Annotated in this window: 14 protein-coding genes and 1 riboswitch; of the genes, 10 read left to right on the top strand and 4 right to left on the bottom strand. The window is 46.7% G+C overall.

Annotation, left to right across the window (positions count from 1 at the left end; all coding sequences use genetic code 11):
* Positions 1 to 31 precede the first annotated feature (31 nt).
* The 4 genes from A8709_RS12710 to A8709_RS33675 all read right to left on the bottom strand — a co-directional run bounded on the left by A8709_RS12710 (position 32) and on the right by A8709_RS33675 (position 3,365).
* A complete protein-coding gene (locus A8709_RS12710; RefSeq protein WP_065852768.1) occupies positions 32 to 1,411 on the bottom strand; it encodes a sensor histidine kinase in 1,380 nt (459 codons plus the stop codon).
* Entirely contained in the window at positions 1,408 to 2,088 is a 681-nt protein-coding gene (locus A8709_RS12705) for a response regulator transcription factor (RefSeq protein ID WP_065852767.1), read from the bottom strand. The genes A8709_RS12710 and A8709_RS12705 overlap by 4 nt, the downstream gene beginning before the upstream one ends.
* A 157-nt stretch (positions 2,089 to 2,245) precedes the next feature.
* Positions 2,246 to 2,692, bottom strand: coding sequence for a cupredoxin domain-containing protein (locus tag A8709_RS12700; RefSeq protein ID WP_065852766.1), 447 nt, complete (start codon positions 2,690 to 2,692; stop codon positions 2,246 to 2,248).
* A gap of 190 nt (positions 2,693 to 2,882) precedes the next feature.
* Positions 2,883 to 3,365: an HPP family protein gene (locus tag A8709_RS33675; RefSeq protein WP_244163174.1), complete on the bottom strand. Its 483-nt coding sequence runs from the start codon at positions 3,363 to 3,365 to the stop codon at positions 2,883 to 2,885.
* Positions 3,366 to 3,478: 113 nt separating this feature from the next.
* Here A8709_RS33675 and A8709_RS12690 point away from each other — a divergent pair, with 113 nt between their 5' ends.
* The 10 genes from A8709_RS12690 (at position 3,479) to A8709_RS12645 (ending at position 19,262) form a co-directional block, all read left to right on the top strand.
* The gene (locus tag A8709_RS12690) at positions 3,479 to 4,390 is read left to right on the top strand and encodes a LysR family transcriptional regulator (protein WP_065852764.1); all 912 of its coding nucleotides are present in this window, start codon (positions 3,479 to 3,481) and stop codon (positions 4,388 to 4,390) included.
* A 169-nt stretch (positions 4,391 to 4,559) separates the two neighbouring features.
* Complete coding sequence (uptA, locus tag A8709_RS12685; RefSeq protein ID WP_065852763.1) at positions 4,560 to 5,159, top strand: undecaprenyl phosphate transporter UptA; 600 nt, start codon at positions 4,560 to 4,562, stop codon at positions 5,157 to 5,159.
* A gap of 76 nt (positions 5,160 to 5,235) precedes the next feature.
* The gene (locus A8709_RS12680; protein WP_065852762.1) at positions 5,236 to 5,802 is read left to right on the top strand and encodes a thioredoxin family protein; all 567 of its coding nucleotides are present in this window, start codon (positions 5,236 to 5,238) and stop codon (positions 5,800 to 5,802) included.
* A gap of 19 nt (positions 5,803 to 5,821) precedes the next feature.
* Complete coding sequence (locus tag A8709_RS12675) at positions 5,822 to 6,445, top strand: MBL fold metallo-hydrolase (RefSeq protein ID WP_065852761.1); 624 nt, start codon at positions 5,822 to 5,824, stop codon at positions 6,443 to 6,445.
* Positions 6,446 to 6,746: 301 nt separating this feature from the next.
* The gene (locus A8709_RS12670) at positions 6,747 to 7,031 is read left to right on the top strand and encodes a hypothetical protein (protein ID WP_065852760.1); all 285 of its coding nucleotides are present in this window, start codon (positions 6,747 to 6,749) and stop codon (positions 7,029 to 7,031) included.
* 208 nt (positions 7,032 to 7,239) lie between these two features.
* A riboswitch (cobalamin riboswitch) is annotated at positions 7,240 to 7,444 on the top strand.
* 158 nt (positions 7,445 to 7,602) lie between these two features.
* Positions 7,603 to 15,027 (top strand): S-layer homology domain-containing protein, encoded by a 7,425-nt coding sequence (locus A8709_RS12665; protein WP_065852759.1) that lies wholly within the window; start codon positions 7,603 to 7,605, stop codon positions 15,025 to 15,027.
* 68 nt (positions 15,028 to 15,095) lie between these two features.
* On the top strand, positions 15,096 to 15,995 hold the full coding sequence (locus tag A8709_RS12660) for a DUF4430 domain-containing protein (RefSeq protein WP_065852829.1): 900 nt from the start codon (positions 15,096 to 15,098) through the stop codon (positions 15,993 to 15,995).
* Positions 15,995 to 16,885 (top strand): energy-coupling factor transporter transmembrane component T, encoded by an 891-nt coding sequence (locus tag A8709_RS12655; RefSeq protein WP_065852758.1) that lies wholly within the window; start codon positions 15,995 to 15,997, stop codon positions 16,883 to 16,885. The genes A8709_RS12660 and A8709_RS12655 overlap by 1 nt, the downstream gene beginning before the upstream one ends.
* On the top strand, positions 16,858 to 18,549 hold the full coding sequence (locus A8709_RS12650) for an ABC transporter ATP-binding protein (protein ID WP_065852757.1): 1,692 nt from the start codon (positions 16,858 to 16,860) through the stop codon (positions 18,547 to 18,549). The genes A8709_RS12655 and A8709_RS12650 overlap by 28 nt, the downstream gene beginning before the upstream one ends.
* Complete coding sequence (locus A8709_RS12645) at positions 18,516 to 19,262, top strand: ECF transporter S component (protein WP_065852756.1); 747 nt, start codon at positions 18,516 to 18,518, stop codon at positions 19,260 to 19,262. The genes A8709_RS12650 and A8709_RS12645 overlap by 34 nt, the downstream gene beginning before the upstream one ends.
* Positions 19,263 to 19,552 lie beyond the last annotated feature (290 nt).

The raw sequence follows: 19,552 nt of genomic DNA, 5'->3' as shown, positions 1-19,552 counted from the left end.
AGACAAGAACCTATGGCGCCCAAGTTTGTCATTACAATCGCGGCAATCGAACGGTAAAAGTCGTTCCTACACCAAGCTCACTCTGGACATGAACGGTGCCGCTGTGCAGCTCGATGATTTTCTGAACAATGGATAAACCGAGGCCTGTGCCGCTGCTAGCGCGGTTTCGTGCGCGATCCGCTTTGTAGAAGCGGGTGAAAATATGAGGCAGCTCGGCCTCCGAAATTCCAATCCCTGTGTCGCGAACCACGATAGTGACGGCTGATTCCGAGGGCTTAATTTCAATATGCAACACGTCGCCATGCCGCGCATACTTAATGCTGTTCGTGATGAGATTGAGCCAAACCTGATGCAGCAATTGGTGATCGGCAGAGATGTCTGTTTCGGGAAGATCGAGTTCGATCTCGATGTCTTTCTCGGACCATTGCCATTCCGTATGGATGAGGATTTGGCGGATTTGCTCGTCCAATCGATAGACCGTTCGTTTAATCACATGACTCTCTTTATCTAGCGAGGCTAGCGTTAGCAGCTGCTTACTGAGTGAGGACAATCGTTTACTTTCGTCTAAAATGATATGAAGATAGCGCTCTTTCTCCTCCTCGGAGGTTCCTTGATCCAAGATGGATTGAGCGAAGCCCTGAATCGATGTCAGGGGAGATTGAATTTCATGGGAAACATTGCCCACGAATTCTTGCCGCATCTCATCGAGCTGTTTCAGCGATTGCGCCATGTACGTAAAATCTCGGGCCAGCTCCCCGATCTCATCCTGCCGCGACACGTCCATGGCCATGTCATAGCTGCCGCCAACGATGCGCTTCGTGGCTTCACGCAATCTTTTGACAGGCTTCACGATGAATTGGGAGAAAATCACGATCAGCACGATGCTGAATACGAAAGTTATGCCAAGAAGGAAGGCCATCAGGACGCGCACGGCACCGATTTGCTGCTCCAAATTAGGTCGAACAAAGAGAGCATACGTCTTCCCCTGCACTTGAACAGGAACGCCGATACTGTTGCGCAGGCTATCTTCAAAATACCCAATAACCATTAACAAATGCCGCTCTTGCAGCATCCCGCGATACGTCCCACCCGCCAAAACCTGACGAATGTGCGCAGGATCAAACACCGTATGCTTATAAGGCGTCCCGTAGAAAGTTCCCTTCATCTGCTCGTCCACGACATAAAGTTGAAACCCCATATTGGCAATATGGGTGAAGTAAGTCGCAGGCTCTACATCCGGCATTTCCTCGTAAAGCGTGCGAATCTCCGTTGTTATTTTCCAAATCTGCTCCTCATTCTGATCTCTTAACTTCGCTTGATAGTACCAATTTGAGAGAAAGAGAGCGAGTACCGAACTGACCATAGCAATGAGAATAAATGTAACCACGATGCGAAAATAAAGTGTTTTCACCGATCGTTCACCTCAAGCTTGTAACCAAGCCCTCTAACCGTCGTAATAATAAAATCGTCTGTTAGCTCATAAAACCGCTCGCGTAGTCGCTTAATATGAACATCAATGGTACGGCTATCGCCCTCGTAGTCGGTGCCCCATAACATCTGAATCAATTGCTCACGGGTAAAAATGCGTCCCGGATGACTCGCTAATTGCGCGAGCAGTTGAAATTCCTTAAGCGGCAGCAGGAGCGTCTCGCCGGCAATCGTGACTTCATAACTCTTGCGATTGATCACCGTCTGCCCCAGCGTTATGATTTCCGAGGAAACCAACTGATATCGACGCAGTAAAGCGCGAGCACGGAAAAGCAGCTCCTTCGGCTCGAACGGCTTCACCATATAATCATCGGTGCCGGAGGCGAAGCCTTTTTCTTTATCTTCAATTTCTCCCTTGGCTGTCAAAAGAAGAACGGGAATATCGTAATGCTCTCGAATTTCGGAGCACAGCTCCAAGCCGTCACGCAGCGGCATCATCACATCGACTACCGCCAGATGGATTTGTTCGGTTTCGAGCAGCTTAGATGCTTGTTCACCATCATTAGCTTCAAATACGGCGTAGCCTTCTTTGGAAAAAAGGAAGCGCAGCAACTCACGAATATGCGGATCGTCGTCAGCGACGAGGATATGTGTTTTCACAGGGAAGCACCTTCCATCTACAAAATGGTACAGCTTGGCATCAGTGTAAACGAAAAAAAACCAGAATGCTACTCCTGATCGGAAGGCGCTGTAAGGACGTCTCGATGAAACAGGAGGGGAGCATGCTGGTTTTTGGGAAAGAAGTACGTTAAACCTCTTAGTTGACGTCAATATAACCGATCATCGGGCCATTATGGGCCATATCCGTATGTGTCATGCAGATAAGTCGATAGGTGCCTGCTTGATTGGCGGTAAAATGTACAATGGTTTCTTTCCCTTTTTTGACCTCACCGCTAATATTCATGCCCTCGATGAAAAAGGGATGGCTGTCCCCGTTCACACCATAGATGCTGAGCTTGATATGCTCACCCTTCTTCACGGCAACAGAGCCTGGGTCCCAGCGGTAAGCTTCGATCGTTTTGCCATCTGCGGTGGTGGATTTGAACTCCCCGACTACCATGTGGATGGTGCGTTCTGCGGTTGGCTCCGCTAAGGTTGGCACGATGCTCCCCCGATTCATATACAGCCAGCCTATCAAAATGAGTACAAGTGCGGCTGCGATTTGGTAAAGATGCTTGCGTTTGACAATCCATACTCGGGACATAGGGTCCGCCTCCTGTACAAGGGTCTTGTACATCTTATGCGAGGGCTTGTCAGCGCATGAATCGGGATTGCGCAGGCGGCGTGCGGAGGCTGATGAGGGCTCTAGTGCAGTCTGGTGAGCAGGACGCTAAGCGGGCCGTAAGGCAGGGCGTAAAGCAGGCCGTAAAGCAGGCCGTAAAGCAGAAGAAGGCCTACCACCAGGTGGTTGGGTAGGCAGTGCGGGTTGCCCTATGATACCCCAGGGCAACGAGCACGATCAGCGCTGCGCCGAGCAGCACCGGCGTGAGCAGGAAGCTCCAGCCGGCGCCTGTGAGCATCACGAGCAGCGGGTCGGCGCCTGCGGGAGGGTGCAGCGTGCGCGTCAGCTGCATGAGCGTGATGGCGGTGCCGACCGCGAGAGCGAGGCTCCACGCGTGCACGCCGAACGCGTGGAGGGCGCAGAGCCCGACGAGCGTGCTCAGCACGTGGCCGCCGATGAGGCTGCGTGGCTGCGCGAGCGGGCTCTGCGGGAGCGCGAAGGCGATGACGCAGGAGGCGCCGAAGGGCGCCATCAGCAGCGAGGTGTGTGCGAGGTCGCCGAGCAGGCTGCACAGCAGGATGGCGAGGAAGCCGCCGAAGCCGGGGATGAGCTTGACGAGCACGGGAGAGAGTTTCGGACGAAGACGAGTGAACATGGGTGTGCCTCTTTTCATTGTGATATACCTGATGGTATCATGGATGTATCAATTTGAATAACGAATGATTATGATACTAGGTATTTGATAATTCGATGGGTGGTGGGTGTCCAATGTTGGAACAACTGGATGGCCGAAGCATGAAGACCTTCATCACGGTGATGGAGGAGGGAAGCTTCAGCAAAGCCGCGCACAAGCTCGGTTATGTACAATCCACCGTGACCATGCACATCTTGCAGCTTGAGCAAACCCTGGGACAGTCGCTCTTTCAGCGTTTGCCGCGGGGGGTTGAATTGACGGCTGCAGGGCGGGAAGTGGCGCCGTATGCGTACCGTTTTCTGCAGCTGGGCGAGTCCTTGCAAGAGAAACTAACGGGGCTCGGAGAACCCAAAGGTATTGTTCGCTTGCGGGCACTGGAATCATTCTGCGTACCGCATCTGCCGAAGATGCTGCCTGCGTTGTTTGAGCAGTACCCGCAGATCCAGCTGCAGCTGGAGACGGGCTTCCAACGCGATATTATTCAGGAAGTATCGGCTTATCGCGTAGATCTTGGCATCGTGCCGCGTGACCCGAAGGCGCGCAATCTCACTTTTATCCCGCTGCTGGCGGATGAATTGGTGTGGGTAGGCGCTCCGGCGTTGGTGGAGCGGATTGAGCGAGAGGGCTGGAAGGAGGTCGCACAGACGCAGGTGATTGGCTTCGGCAGCCGCTGCATCTATCAGTCGATGGCCTCGCAGGTTTTGGCAGATAAGGGGATCGCTAGCTTTACTGAAATGGCCTTTGACAGTACGGAAATGCTCAAGCAAACGATGATGTGTGGGATGGGGCTTTCATTGCTGCCTGTTACATCTGTGGCAAAAGAGCTTGCGGAGGGTAAGCTGATGCGCGTGCGGCAGGAACCATCCATTCCGTTGGAGCATGGCCTGATTCATCGCGCCGGCAAGGAACTGAGCACACCTGTAGAAGCTTGCAAAGCGTATATTCAGGCGTATTTTAGCAAAGAGATGCATATAAGTAGAGGATAAGAGCTCGTCTATGTTAAAGTATAAGGGAGAGGAATAGGCGAATTTAACAGGAGAAATTCCAGCTATTCGTTGATTCATGGCTCCTAGACAGAAATTAGATGTAGTTTTTCCCGCTAATGTAAGGTAAGGAGTAATAGGGACGGAAAGTTTACCGAAGAGAGGGTTACGAATGAGTGATATGATTCACAGTGTTTTAGTCTATTTAGAAGGTCTGGGGTATTGGGGGATTTTCCTTGGCTTAATGCTGGAGGTGATTCCGAACGAGTTGCTTTTGGCCTATGCCGGTTATCTGGTTTCCAATGGTCAAATTAACTTCGTAGGTGCTATTCTTTGTGCGGTCGTAGGCGGAACGTTGGCTCAGGTCGTACTCTATTGGATCGGCCGTTATGGCGGTAGACCATTCTTGGAGAAGTATGGCAAATACCTGCTGATCAGCAAGCATCACATCGATGTTGCAGAGGAATGGTTTAACCGATATGGAACAGGGATGATTTTTACAGCGAGATTCATTCCGATTGTAAGGCACGCGATTTCGCTTCCTGGCGGCATGTCCAGAATGCCTTTAGCCAAATTTACACTATATACCGCATTAGCGCTCATTCCTTACTCGTTTCTCTATGTGTATCTAGGGATGAAGCTGAAGGATAATTGGGAAACCATTGGCGAGTACGCAGGGCCTTATATTAAACCTTTGATTATCGCGGCAATTGGACTAACGATTCTTTATGTGGGTTATCAACTGTATTTAAAAAGAAAAGCGAAAACGTAGTGAGATAGATTTGGCGGTTTCGCTTGCTTTTGTTACAATGAGTGAGAATAAGGATGATCTTGGGAGGATGAGAACGATGGGTGCAAATCTTGCTAGTAATCTGGGTACAGGCTTGAAGCCGAAACAGTTTATTGAAAGTATGGAGAAAAATAAAGAACAATTCTTGGCCTATTACGACGGCTTTGCTTGGGACAACGAAGAGGATAAGGAATATTTCGAATCTCTTAACAATCGCGATGATCTTCGTTGTTTAATTATTGCTGCTGACTGGTGTGGCGACGTTGTTCGCAACGTGCCTGTTGTTTTCAAAGCTCTGGAAAACAGCGGTATTCCAACAGAAGTTCTTATTATCGAGCAAAATTATGATGTGATTGATCAGTTCCTAACAGGCGGCGGACGTGGGATTCCAATCGTTGTCTTCACAGATACAGGCGGCTTCTCGCTTGGACACTGGGGACCTCGCCCGAAAAACGTGCAAGCGGTTATGACGCAATTCAAGAAAGAAAATCCAGATCGCGAAGCGGCCGATTATAGCGAAAAAATGCAAGTAGCCAGAGCCGAAATGGGCCGTCAATATGGCGAAGGTAACGGATACCACGCTGTTATTGTGAAGGAACTTCGTTCATTAATCGAGTCGTTCTAAAGGTGAGGGTGGCAGCACGATGATCAACATTCAATCCTTCGTCCTGGGTCCGGTTCAGACGAACGCTTATCTGCTCTCGAATCCAGAGACGAATCAAGGTATCATTATCGATCCCGGCATGAATCCGAAATCGCTGATCAAAAAAATTGCCGATATGGATATCGTTGCTATTTTGCTTACGCATGCACATTTTGATCATATTGGCGGCGTTGACGAGATTCGTAAGCTCAAGGGCTGTCCCGTGTATATTCACGATTTGGAAGCCGATTGGCTGACGAATCCGAAGAAAAACGGCTCAGCACGCTGGCCAGATCTCGGCGCACCGATTGTTACCGATCCAGCGGAATTCGCGTTGGATGAGGGGCAAACCCTTGAGTTCCTGGGCATCCAGCTCAAGGTATTTCACACCCCTGGCCACTCGCCAGGCAGCGTGAGTTTCTTGTATGACAAACACCTGTTCAGCGGTGATGTCTTGTTCAAACTGTCCGTAGGTCGCACAGACCTGCTCGGCGGAGACAACAATACCCTGCTGGATTCGATCCAGGATAAACTGTTCCTGTTGGATGACGATGTCATCGTCTACTCCGGACATGGGGCCAAAACAACGATCGGCTTCGAGCGTGAGAATAACCCATATGTGTAAGGAATTAAGGACCGTCCCCGGCTTGGGGGCGGTTATTTTTTTGCTTGGGTGACATGGGTGGAGAGGGGATGTGAGTAAATGGGGCATGGAGCGTGTGGGTAAATGCATGCACATGCTCGTTCGCCCATGACACCCACCCATTTTAGCGGGTATATGGGTATTTACCGTGTGCAACGTAGGTGCTCCCCCATAGACTGATGTTGTAAGCTATTCACCCAACTTCAACAAATACAATCCTGTTTAGCCTGTTTATGATCGTGAAAGTTCCCGATTGGGAAAATACTAAGGAGGTGCTTCACCCATGGAATATGTTAAAGTTCCGAATTACCCTGTTCAACCAATGCCAATGCCGATGCCTACACCTATGCCTATGCCAATGCCGGCTCCAGCCCCGATTATGCAACAACCAGCACACAACGACATCCACTTGCACGCATCCTACTCACATAACGAATTCGTCTTCCCTAAACCAGTTCACACACAAGCCGTTGCTGCCCCTTGCTACCCGAAAAACAATGCAGCTGCTAGCATTTTGGTACTTTTCATTTTGCTGGTAATTATCACACGTGGTATTTGTAAATATTAATTTTACGAACGTCACATGTAAATGAGGAGGTGATCCCACGGGAGTGGGATTGCCTTTTTTTAATTAAGTAGACGTTCAATTCTTTTGTTAAATATAGGCTCATATATTAAACTAGCAACTAGGAAATAAGATGATGCTCTAGCTTAACGCATTCCTATTAAACTACTAGACAAATGCAGGATTACCCGCTAGTATGAACCCATATAACTACATAAATTGCGAAAAAGGTGCGCTTACGAAATCAAAATCGAAAGTGCTTAAAAGGGAAGTCAGGTGTAAAACCTGCGCGGTCCCGCCACTGTAAATGCGGAGTTACTTTTCTATCAGGCCACTGTCCACGTTAATGGGATGGGAAGGCGAAAAGTTTACGAAGATGCATGAGCCAGGATACCTGCCTAATTTCGTTGTTGCTCTGATTCTCCGGGGGGTGGGAATTCAGTTAGCGTTCTGTAGCCAGTATGGCGCACGTTTTTTTGTGTTGAATTAAGAAGGCCACCCCGCCTGAGGGTTGGCCTTTTTTTGTTTTTACGTGCGATGAATTTAAAGTAAGCAAAGGAGAGAAGAGAAGAATATGTTTAGTAAATTGCATCGTAAAGTGATGTCGTCTATTCTAGCTACACTAATGGTCCTATCAGTAATATTTACAACTCTAGTGCCAAATATCCAAGTTCATGCTACTAGCCAAGATCCGGTTTCTGTTGCACTTCGGGTTGAGGGGCCGCAAGGTCTTATCAAAGAGGGGGCTGCTACAGGCTCAACTGCATTGGAAGTATTGGAATCTGAATTCGTAGCCCCCAACTTAGAAGTTACGAGTTCTTCCTACGGTTCGTATGTTTCTGGAATAAATGGGATACATGCGGGACAATACGGTGGTTATGATGGTTGGAACTTTGCCATCCAACGTCAAGGTCAGTGGATAATTCCAGATTTTGGTATCGATCAGTATAAGTTAGAAAGTAACGATCAAGTACTAGTGTATTATGGTGATCTTGACACGCAATTAGTTCAGTCTATTTCGGTACAGTCATCACCAGTTAGTGAGAATGAATCCTTTTCTGTAACAGTTACGAAAACAACATATGACTGGTACAACACAGGATTTATAACATCTGCGGCAAACGGGGTAAAAGTAACAATCGGCTCTGCAAATGCTGTTACAAATGCTAGCGGTGTAGCGGTATTTGAGCACGGGGTACCTTCTGGGAATTATTCTGTGGAAGTAACCAATTATCATGAAAGCTCAGCACCTGGGGTAGTCCGAGCTTCCCAGCCTTTGATCATAAGAGCCAAACCACAGCAAACTCCGATTGGCAGTGTAACGGTTGCTGTTGAAAAATTTACGTTAGGTCAAGGATATTATAAAGAACCTGTTCTTGTACCTTTTTATGAAGGTGATAATGTTGCTGCTATACTTACACGCTTGTTGGGTGTAGGCAACTATATAAATCAAGGTACCATAGCTGATGCCTTTTATTTGTCTAAAGTGAAGGATGCTAATGGAAGTGTTCATGTACCCCAATATATTTTGGATGAAATTGGATCACCCCTAGGTTCAAAAACCGATGAAGGGTGGCTTGGGGAATTTGATTATACGAATATGTCTGGTTGGATGTATGCCGTAAATAATGAATTTCCAAGTGTTGGAATGTCACAATATACCCCTCAAGATGGCGATGTGATTCGAACTCAGTTTACTGTTTATGGATACGGATCAGACCTGGGAGGAGAATGGGGGTATATTCAAACAGCGAATAAGGATGCACTTACAACCAAGATCGCTGAATTGAATAGTGATCCCAATAAAGATACGCTTATTGCTCAAGCGGGTGTCAAATTAGCGTGTGATCATGCTTATTCCGTGCTTGCTAATATGGAAAGTACGCAAGCTAGCGTGGATAGCTCATTGGCTGATTTGAATAATTCACTGGCACCAGATACAGAAAAACCAGTAATAACAGTAAGCGGGATAACGAATAATCAAGAAGTATCCCAACCGAATCTAAGCCTCAGTGTAGAAGTGACTGACAATAGACCAGGAGTCATAACACCGGTAGTGAAGTTGAACGGAACTACTATTTCAAAAGTGAGTGGTGTTTATCCACTTGTACTTATTGCTGGTACAAATACGATCACAATATCAGCAACAGATGTAGCTGGTAATACGAACTTACAAACATTTACTCTCACTTACAAGATTAGCGCAGCAATTACTGCCAAGGCCCAATTAGATAAAAATTTAGCATATCTCGTAAGAACAGTCACCAACCCAACGTTTGGAACACTGAACGGAGAATGGACTATACTTTCCTTGGCAAGAGCTAATTATGTAGTGCCTGAGGGGTATTATCAAACGTACTATAATAACGTGGTTGCTGCAGTAAAAGAAAACATGATTAAGAACAACGGTGTGTTGGATAAAACGAAGGGCACAGAACATTCAAGAGCAATTTTAGGACTGGCTTCTATTGGTAAAGATCCGAAGCATGTGGGGGATTATGATCTTACGAATGCACTTGCGGATTACAATTATGTCATTGGCCAGGGCATAAATGGACCAATCTTCACTCTTCTTGCTTTTGATACTAGGGACTATCAGATTCCAACAGTAGCAGTAGGAAAAGAACAAGTAACTAGAGAGAAACTAATTGGATATATCTTAGATAAAGAAGTGAAAAAGGGTACAGTCGATGCAGGTGGCTGGGGCTTCGGAACAGCCGATGTCGATTTGACTTCGATGGCGCTGCAGGCTCTTGCACCCTATTATCAGTCTCAACCAGATGTTAAAAGCGCTGGAGACCGGGCAATTGCTTGGTTGTCGAAAAAGCAAGGCAGTGACGGCACATTTGGAGCAAGCAGCGAAAGTATTTCACAAGTTATTACGGCTTTAACAGCACTTGGAATTGATCCCAGTTCCGATACAAGATTTATGAAGAATGGAAAATCAGCCCTGGATGCTTTGCTTTCATTTGCCGTAGCAAATGGCGGTTTCAAACATACAAGTACGGGTAGTGTAAACAACTTGGCTTCAGATCAAGGTACCTATGCACTAGTAGCCTTTGATCGATTTGTAAATGGGAGCAAGCGTCTTTATGACATGACTGATGTCCAGGTTGAAGATACAGAAAAACCAACGATTATTGTTAGCGGACTAACGAATAACCAGGAAGTATCCCAAGCAAGTTTAAGCTTCAGTGTGGAAGTGACTGACAATACCTCAGGAGTCCTAACAGCAGAAGTAAAACTGAACGGAACTGTCATCCCTAAAGTGGATGGACAATATAATCTTGTTCTTAACACGGGAGCAAACACGGTTACTGTAACTGCTATGGATTTAGCAGGTAATACGACAGAACAAACTTTTACGGTCACCTATAATGTACTGGACACAGAAAAACCAACGATTACTGTTAGCGGATTAACGAATAACCAGGAAGTATCCCAAGCTAATTTAAGTTTCAGCGTGGAAGTGACTGATAATACCCCGGGAATCCTAACACCAGAAGTGAAACTGAACGGGCTTGTCATCTCCAAAGTGGATGGACAATATAATCTTGCTCTTAACGCAGGAGCAAATACGGTTACTGTAATTGCAACGGATGTAGCAGGCAATATGGCAGAGCAAATTTTTACAGTTACCTATAAATTACCTGACACAGAGAAACCGACGATTACCGTAAGCGGATTAACGAATAACGAGGAAGTATCCCAAGCAAATTTAAGCTTCAGTGTGGAAGTGACTGATAATACCCCTGGAGTCCTAACTCCGGAAGTAAAACTAAACGGAACTGTCATCTCAAAGGTTGATGGACAATACAATCTTGTTCTTAACACGGGTTCAAACACGGTTACCGTAACTGCTACAGATTTAGCAGGTAATAAGGCAGAGCAAACTTTTACGGTTATTTATAAAGTTAATATGGCAATTATTTATAAAAATCAGTTGAATAAGAATTTGGCTTATATTTTAAAAACAGTTGCTCACCCAACTTTCGGAACAAGTGGTGGGGAATGGTCAGTCCTATCATTGGCAAGGGCTAACTACGAAGTGCCTGAGGGTTATTATCAATCGTATTACAATAATGTGGTTGCAAATGTAAATGAATTAATGGTAACAAATAAGGGCGTACTGGATACGACAAAAGGTACTGAGCACTCGAGAGCCATTCTAGGATTGTCTTCTATTGGTAAAGACCCCAAGCATGTGGGGAACTTTGATCTCACGAATGCACTCTCGGATTACAATTATGTCATTACCCAAGGAATAAATGGACCTATCTTCGCACTTCTAGCATTTGATGCTAAGAATTATCAGATTCCTGTAGTAGCGGATGGGAAAGTACAGGTAACCAGAGATAAGCTTATTGGATATATTTTAGATAAAGAAGTTAAAAAAGGTACAATCAATGCAGGTGGTTGGGGCTTCGGAACCACAAGTGCTGATGTCGATTTAACCTCGATGGCATTGCAGGCGTTAGCTCCATATTATATGACCCAACCAGAGGTCAAAAGTGCGGGAGATCGAGCAGTTGCTTGGCTGTCAAGCAAGCAGGATAGTGAGGGTGGCTTCGGAACAAGCAGCGAAAGCATATCGCAAGTCATTACTGCATTAACAGCGCTAGGAATCAATCCCAATACAGATACAAGATTTATCAAGTATGGTAAGTCGGCTATGGATGCTTTGATGTCATTTGCAGTAGCAGATGGCGGATTCAAGCATATTAAAACAAGCAGTGTAAATGGCATGGCAACAGACCAAGGCACCTACGCACTTGTGGCTTATGACCGATTCGTAAATGGAAACAATCGTCTTTATGATATGTCTGATGTAAAGGTAGAAACGCCGCTTCCAGGAGAAAATGAAATTCCCTTACCGAACGTGGATCAACCGAAAATCTTGATTCCTTCTGACAATAAGGATTATGTAATTTCTGTAACGAATGCCGATACCAATAAAGAAATCACAATAGAAATTCCAAGTAATAACAATTCGAAAATTCAAGTTAATTTGCCTTTAAACAGCAGCTTGCCAAAAATAGAGGCTGTCAAAGGGATTGTCTCAATTGCCATTCCAAAGGGAGCGCAGATTATCAGCGGTGATTCAACGGCGATCGAGTTAATTACCTCTAACGATACGACAGCACCCACGTTAAAAGATAAAGTAAACACGATTATTACGAATGGGGAGCAACTTGATAAGGTAAACCAAGCCATTACACTAGGTGGCAGCAATCGTATCGAGTTTAATGAATTTATTACACTTACCTTTGCGGGAATGAAAGGGAAGCAAACGGCTTATATTCAAAATGGTGTTATTCATGTCATTAAGAAATTTGCTAGTGATTTAGAAGGCTACGCCAGTGGTAATCTTGAATATGCTTATGATAACGGGAATGATCTGATTGTTAAGACGAAGCATTTCACTGACTTTATTGCATACACGTCTAGTGTGGTAGAAACGCCTCTCCCCACTTCAAAGCATGTAACTTTATCTGTAGATGTGCTGACCGTTAATAAGGGATATATCGTTCCAGAATTAAGTCTAGAGCTTCAGAATGGGGATACGGTATGGAGTGTACTCAAGAGAACGCTCGAAAATCGTGGAATTAATTATTTATATATTTGGAATTCCACATATAACAGTGTTTATGTGCAAGCCATTGATGGCTATAAAGAGTTAGATGTTGATAGATATGGGATTGGCAGCGGATGGATGTATAACGTAAACGGCACCTACCCGAATTACGGAGCCGACAGATATAACACGCTTAAGGATGGCGATTCGATTCAATGGCGGTATACAACAAACTATGGGGAAGATTTAGGGCAAAAGATACCACCAGGAACACTACCAACTGGCCCAATCATTAACCCAAATGATAAAAAACCAACCATTGATGTTCCAGCTAATATTAGTCAAGATTACCCAGTAAACATTACCAAAGAACTGAAAGACAAAGAATTAATCACAATTAACATTCCTAATGTGACATCGAAAGTTATCCTTAACCTAGAAGACGTGAAAGACAGCATTCCAATGATTACCGCAGTCAAAGGCGATGTTTCACTTTCCATCGATAAGGGGACGGTGCTGAAATCGGGGAATTCAAATATTGAACTCCTTACTGCGTTAGATAAATCGGATGCATCACTTCAAAACTTGGTGAAAAGCGGCCTAAGCAATGATATCGTGAAGCAGCTGAAGCTAACCCACGCATTTGCAATGGGTAACGCAAACCAATCGGTGATATTCGATAAGCCACTTACTTTAGTCATTAAAGGCGCAAAAGACCAGCAAGCCGGATTTATCGAAGGAAATACCTTTACGCCAATCGAGATTTATGAGTCAGAGGCTAAAGGGATTGAAGCAACTAAGGGTAATGAAAAGATCACATATGCTTATGTAATTGGCAATGATTTGATCATTAAAACGAATCACTTCACGAGTTTCGTTTCGTACACAGTTAGCGATGTAGCGACGTCCGATCTAAATAAACTGTACACAGACGCCACCACCATCTCCACCTGGGCCCTCGACGCGATCGGCGAGGCGTCGCAGAAAGCTTTTGTCAGCGGCAGCTACGGTAAGTTCAACCCACAAACTACTGTTACACGAGCAGAGTTCACAAAAATGCTAGTCGGCGTTCTTGGCTTAGATGTGAAAACAAGCAAAGCCACTAGTTTCAAGGATGTTACACCAGATGACTGGTTCTATTCCTACGTGAATACAGCTTACCAAGCAGGGTTCATCTCTGGGTACAGCGATGATCAGTTCAATCCAAATGAGAAGATGACGCGTGAGCAAATGGCGGTCATCATTGTTAAAGCACTTGGCCTACCAGTTGCTGGACAGACGGCAGTGATCGAAGACGAGGCTCAAGTTTCCGTTTGGGCCAAAGCGAGTGTGCAGACTGCGATTGCGCAAGGATTGATGTCCGGTTGGGATAACCGTTTCCAGCCAAGCGATGAGGTAACTCGCGAAATGGCAACGGTTGTTGCGATGAGAGCATATCACGCTAAAGCGGATACAGGTCAAGGGACGATTAAGCCGGATGCGGCTAAGAAGGCTGAAGTTGAAAAACAAATTAATCAGACTGCGGCATTTTTGCAGCAAACTATAACCGATCCTACCCTAGCTACGATAGGTGGAGATTGGACAATACTAGGACTGGCGCGCTCCGGCGTTCCAGTTCCTGATGCGTATTACGCCAAATACTACGCGAATGTCGAAAAGATTTTAAAAGAAAAGTCAGGCAAGCTGCACGCAGTAAAATATACGGAGTATGATCGAGCTATTCTGGGCCTTACGTCTATGGGTCGAAGTGTGGATGAGGTAGCTGGCTACAACTTAAGAGTGTGGCTTGCTGATTACGAGACTTTGATCAAACAAGGAATTAATGGACCCATCTTTGCTCTTATTGCCCTAGACAGCAAAAACTATGATATTCCAGTAGTTAACGACGTTAAGAAACAGACGACTAGAGAGCTGTTGGTCGACTTTATTTTGAACAGGGAACTATCCGACGGTGGATGGGCTTTAGGTGAGAGTGCGACCGCGTCGGACCCGGATATTACGGCGATGGCGATCCAAGGGCTGACACCTTATTACAAAACGAATAAGAACGTTCAGGATGCTGTAGATCGCGCACTTGCTTGGTTATCGAAGAGTCAGACGTCAGATGGCGGGTATGCCACTCAAGGAGTTGCGAATTCTGAAAGCTCTGCACAGGTGATTGTAGCCCTGACGGGACTTGGTATTAATCCGCATACAGATGCGCGCTTTATCAAAAATGGCAACTCGGCCATCAATGCTTTGTTAAGCTTCTCCGCAACAAACGGCGGCTTCTACCATGTGAAATCTGGTGGTGTCGATAATGGCGGTGGCAAGCCAGGTGATGTGGATCCGATGGCGAGCGATCAGGCCATGTATGCTCTTGTCGCTTATGACCGGCTGCTGAATGGACAAAATCGTTTATATGATATGACCGATGTGAAATAGAAATAGGAAAAGACGAGCAGGGGCATATGATTGCCCTTGCTTTGTTAGTTAAGGATGTGAAGAAGCGCATGTCAATCAAGAAGTGGCTGGTGGCTATTGGCATCATTGGGGTGTTGGCTGCGGCCTTCTTCTGGGGGGGAAATAGCCCGAGAAGTACTAGCGATTCAGCAGCAAGACTGGGAGAAACGCAGGCGATTCCTACTGCAGTATCGACAGTAACACCAGATCGGGAAGGTGCTAAGGAGCAAGGAACAGCAACATCGCCAACACCATCGGAGAACAATCAGCAGAAGGACATCCCACAGTTAGCGGAGTCAGCGAAGCCAAATCAAGAAACGGCTAAGCCACCAACAACAGAGACAAGCAAGCATGCAGATCAGGCAGTATCGACGCTAACTGCGACTACGAATCCTGCAATGGAAACAGCGACTCCTTCTGCGCAGCCAACACCAGCACCAACGAAGGATAAATTCCAAACCGAGCCCGTGCCTGATGGCAAACCGAAGCCCACCGAGTGGCAGGATGTCACCGTCAATAAAAAGAAAACGTTAACCGCAACGTTATCCGTGACCTGCAAAACCATTTTGACTCATATGAGCAGTTTTAATAAGGATAAGCTGGAGGTTCTGCCAGCAGATGGTGTGATTTATCCAGCACAGAAGGTGACCTTTTTCGAGGGAGAATCCGTGTTCGATGTACTGCTTAGAGAAATGAAGAAGAACAAAATTCACATGGAGTTCTCCATGACACCGATTTATAACAGCAATTATATCGAGGGGATTCATAATATTTATGAGTTTGACTGCGGCGAGCTCAGCGGCTGGATGTATAAAGTGAATGGCTGGTTTCCTAATTATGGAGCGAGTCGGTATATGCTCAAAGATGGCGATGTCATCGACTGGGTCTATACTTGTGATCTAGGGCGCGATATTGGCGGGGATCAGGCTGGGGCAGGTGGTCGAAAATAATGAGAGATTCCTTCTCCACATTTCATCCGGTTATTAATTTGGTATACTTCGTGGCAATGATCGTAGGCAGCATGGTGTTCATGCACCCGATTTTTCAAGGAATAGCACTCATTAGTGCTACGATGTATTCCATTTTGCTAAAAGGAAAGAGGGCTGCCAAATTCAATGGGCTGTATCTGATGCCGCTGCTCGTCGTGATGGCTGTGATGAACCCCGTTTTCAGTCACGCAGGTGTGACGATCCTGTTCTATCTTCGTAATGGTAATCCGATCACACTCGAATCCATCCTGTATGGAGTGGCTGCCGCGTGTATGTATATCACGGTTATTGTGTGGTTTTCTTGCTATAACGCAGTAATGACCTCGGATAAATTCATTTATTTGTTCGGCAAAATCATGCCCGCGCTGTCGTTGATTCTCTCGATGGTGCTTCGTTTTGTTCCGAGGTATTTAACGCAGTTAAAGACTATTTCGAATGCGCAGCGCTGTATCGGGAGGGACGCTTCGCAGGGGAATATTGTGAACCGGGCCCGTAACGGGATTCGGATTCTTTCAATAATGACGACGTGGGCGTTGGAAAATGCGATCGAAACCGCTGACTCGATGAAATCGAGAGGATACGGGTTGCCGGGCCGAACAAGCTTCTCCCTTTTTCGATTCGATCGAAGGGATGTATGGGTTAGCATGATTATGGCTGGGCTCATTCTTGTTGTGGGCGCAGGCGCTTGGATGGGGGAGAATACGATTCGTTATTTCCCATCGATTCATGTTCATGACATCACGCTACGTAGTGTGGCTTTCTTTATCGCTTACGGCTCGCTGTGCTTACTGCCTGTGTGCATTCAGATTGTGGAGGGAATCAAATGGAAGTTTACCACATCAAGGATCTAAGTTTTGCCTTTCCTATGCAGGAGAAAGAAGCATTATCCGCCATTCAGCTTACGATTAGGAGCGGTGAGTTCATCACCATTTGCGGCAAATCCGGTTGTGGGAAGAGCACGCTGCTTCGCCATCTGAAGAGCGTACTTACGCCGCATGGCCAGCGTAGCGGGGACGTGTTTTTTCAAGGGCATGCGTTGAAAGAAGTAGACACTCGTACTCAAGCATCGGAGATTGGATTTGTGCTGCAAAGTCCGGATAACCAGATCGTAACGGATAAGGTATGGCACGAGCTGGCCTTTGGGCTGGAGAGTCTAGGCTATGATCAGTCGACAATCCGGTTGCGTGTGGCGGAAATGGCGAGCTTTTTCGGCATCCAGACGTGGTTTCACAAAAGTGTGACAGAGCTTTCAGGCGGCCAGAAGCAGCTGCTGAACTTGGCGTCCATCATGGCGATGCATCCTTCGGTGCTCATTCTGGACGAGCCTACCTCCCAGCTGGATCCGATTGCTGCTGCGGATTTCTTGGAGACCATCAGCAAAATCAATCGGGAGCTCGGCACGACGATTATTATGACGGAGCATCGGCTGGAGGAGGTTCTGCCTATCACGGATCGGCTGATTGTGCTAGATCAAGGCCGCGTTATTGCGGACGATACACCACCGAAGGTAGGAGAGATTTTGCGCAAGCTCCGGCATCCGATGTTCGCTTCCATGCCGACGCCAATGCAGATTTACGCAGGGGTGGATAAGGGAGAGTTGCGCTGTCCCGTTACTGTAAAAGAGGGGCGGCAATGGCTTAGCAGCTATTTGGCAGATAAAGCGGCTGCACCCGAGTTGAAAATAGAAACTACTATCGCTGTCCGCCAAAGCCCCCTTGCGGTTCAGTTCAAAGATGTCTGGTTCCGGCATGAAAAGCATGGAGCCGATACGATCAAAGACCTTTCCTTCGAGGTTCGAGAAGGCCAATTTTACTGCCTAGTCGGCGGCAATGGCACAGGGAAAACGACTACCCTATCCCTCATCAACGGTATCCTACAGCCATATCGGGGCAAAGTGCTGATTGGAGGCCAGAATCCCGCCAAAATGAGTGCAAAGCAGCTTTTCGTCAATCGCTTAGGCGTGCTGCCTCAGAACCCAGCTGCCTTGTTCGTGAAGAAAACGGTCGAGCTAGATCTGTATGAAATGCTCTCAGATACGCCTTTTACGCAGGAAGAGAAACGGCTCAAAGTGGATGCCGTGGTTCAGTTCGCTGAGCTTACGCCGCTGCTTGCGATGCATCCCTATGATCTCAGTGGAGGCGAACAACAGCGGGCAGCGCTGGCGAAAGTACTCCTACTGGAGCCGAGAATCCTGCTGCTCGACGAGCCGACGAAGGGGCTGGATGGCTTTTTCAAAGAGAAGCTCGGCACGTTTCTCAGAAAGCTCCATAGTGAGGGCGTGACGATCGTCATGGTCTCACATGATATTGAATTTTGCGCCAAGTATGGCGAGGATTGTGCGATGTTTTTCGATGGAAGTATCATCACGTCGAAGCCGGCTCAACCATTTTTCGCGGGCAACAGCTTCTACACGACCGCAGCGAATCGGATGGCGCGCCACTTGTGGCCGGAGGCAGTGACGATAGAAGGTGTGGTGGAGCTATGCAAGAGAAGCGCGCAGCTAGCAAGCGTTTGAGTCGGCGAACGATGTTCGCCGCACTGCTGATTCTCATCGTGATTCCAGCCACGATCATGCTTGGGATTTTCGTGCTGGATGACCGTAAATATTACTTTATTAGCTTGCTGATCGTGTTATATACGATGATTCCGTTTGTGATGGTGTTTGAGAATCGCAAGCCACAGGCGAGGGAGTTAATCGTGATTGCTGTATTGGCCGCGATTGCGGTAGCAGGGCGTGGCGCCTTCTTCATGCTGCCGCAGTTCAAGCCGGTCGTGGCGATTGTGATTATTGCCGGCGTGTGCTTTGGCGCTGAAGCGGGCTTTCTCGTTGGCGCGACCGCAGGCTTCGTGTCCAATTTCTTCTTCGGTCAAGGGCCGTGGACGCCGTGGCAGATGTTCTGTTTTGGCCTCATTGGCTTCGTGGCGGGCATCTTATTCAAGAAAGGACTGCTTAAGAAAACGAAGCTTTCCTTGTGCGTTTTCGGCGGATTAGCCACTCTAGTGATCTATGGCGGCATTATAAACCTAGGCTCACTGTTGATGGTGACACCAAGCTTTTCATGGGCAGCCTTGCTAGCGACTTATGCATCAGGCTTCTGGTTTGATCTGGTACATGCAATCGCGACAGTGTTCTTTCTCTTCGTGATCTCGGGACCGATGATTGAGAAATTGGAGCGGATCAAAATGAAATATGGATTGATGGATTCGCAGGATGGCATGCAAAGATAGATTCATAACATAGAATCGTAAGCTAGATCCTAAGCCAGCTCAATAGAGTTGGCTTTTTTCAATGGGATGATCATACAAATTATTGAAATAGAAGAAACTTATAGGTTATTATTAGGTCAGTCTTGATATGAGTCATTTGAGAAGGAGGATTCATCATTCTACTAAGGGAAACGACCAAGAGAATTCCTGCTCCGATCATTGTAATGATCTTATTTTTGGTTATTCTTCATATAATTACTCCGTATTTAGTTCCCGTTAAAGAGGTTTATCATGATCGATTGTCTTACAAT

The organism is Paenibacillus pectinilyticus (assembly GCF_001700435.1).
Classification (GTDB): domain Bacteria; phylum Bacillota; class Bacilli; order Paenibacillales; family NBRC-103111; genus Paenibacillus_E; species Paenibacillus_E pectinilyticus.
Note: the sequence above shows the minus strand (reverse complement) of the source record. Positions and strands in the feature narration are given on the sequence as shown.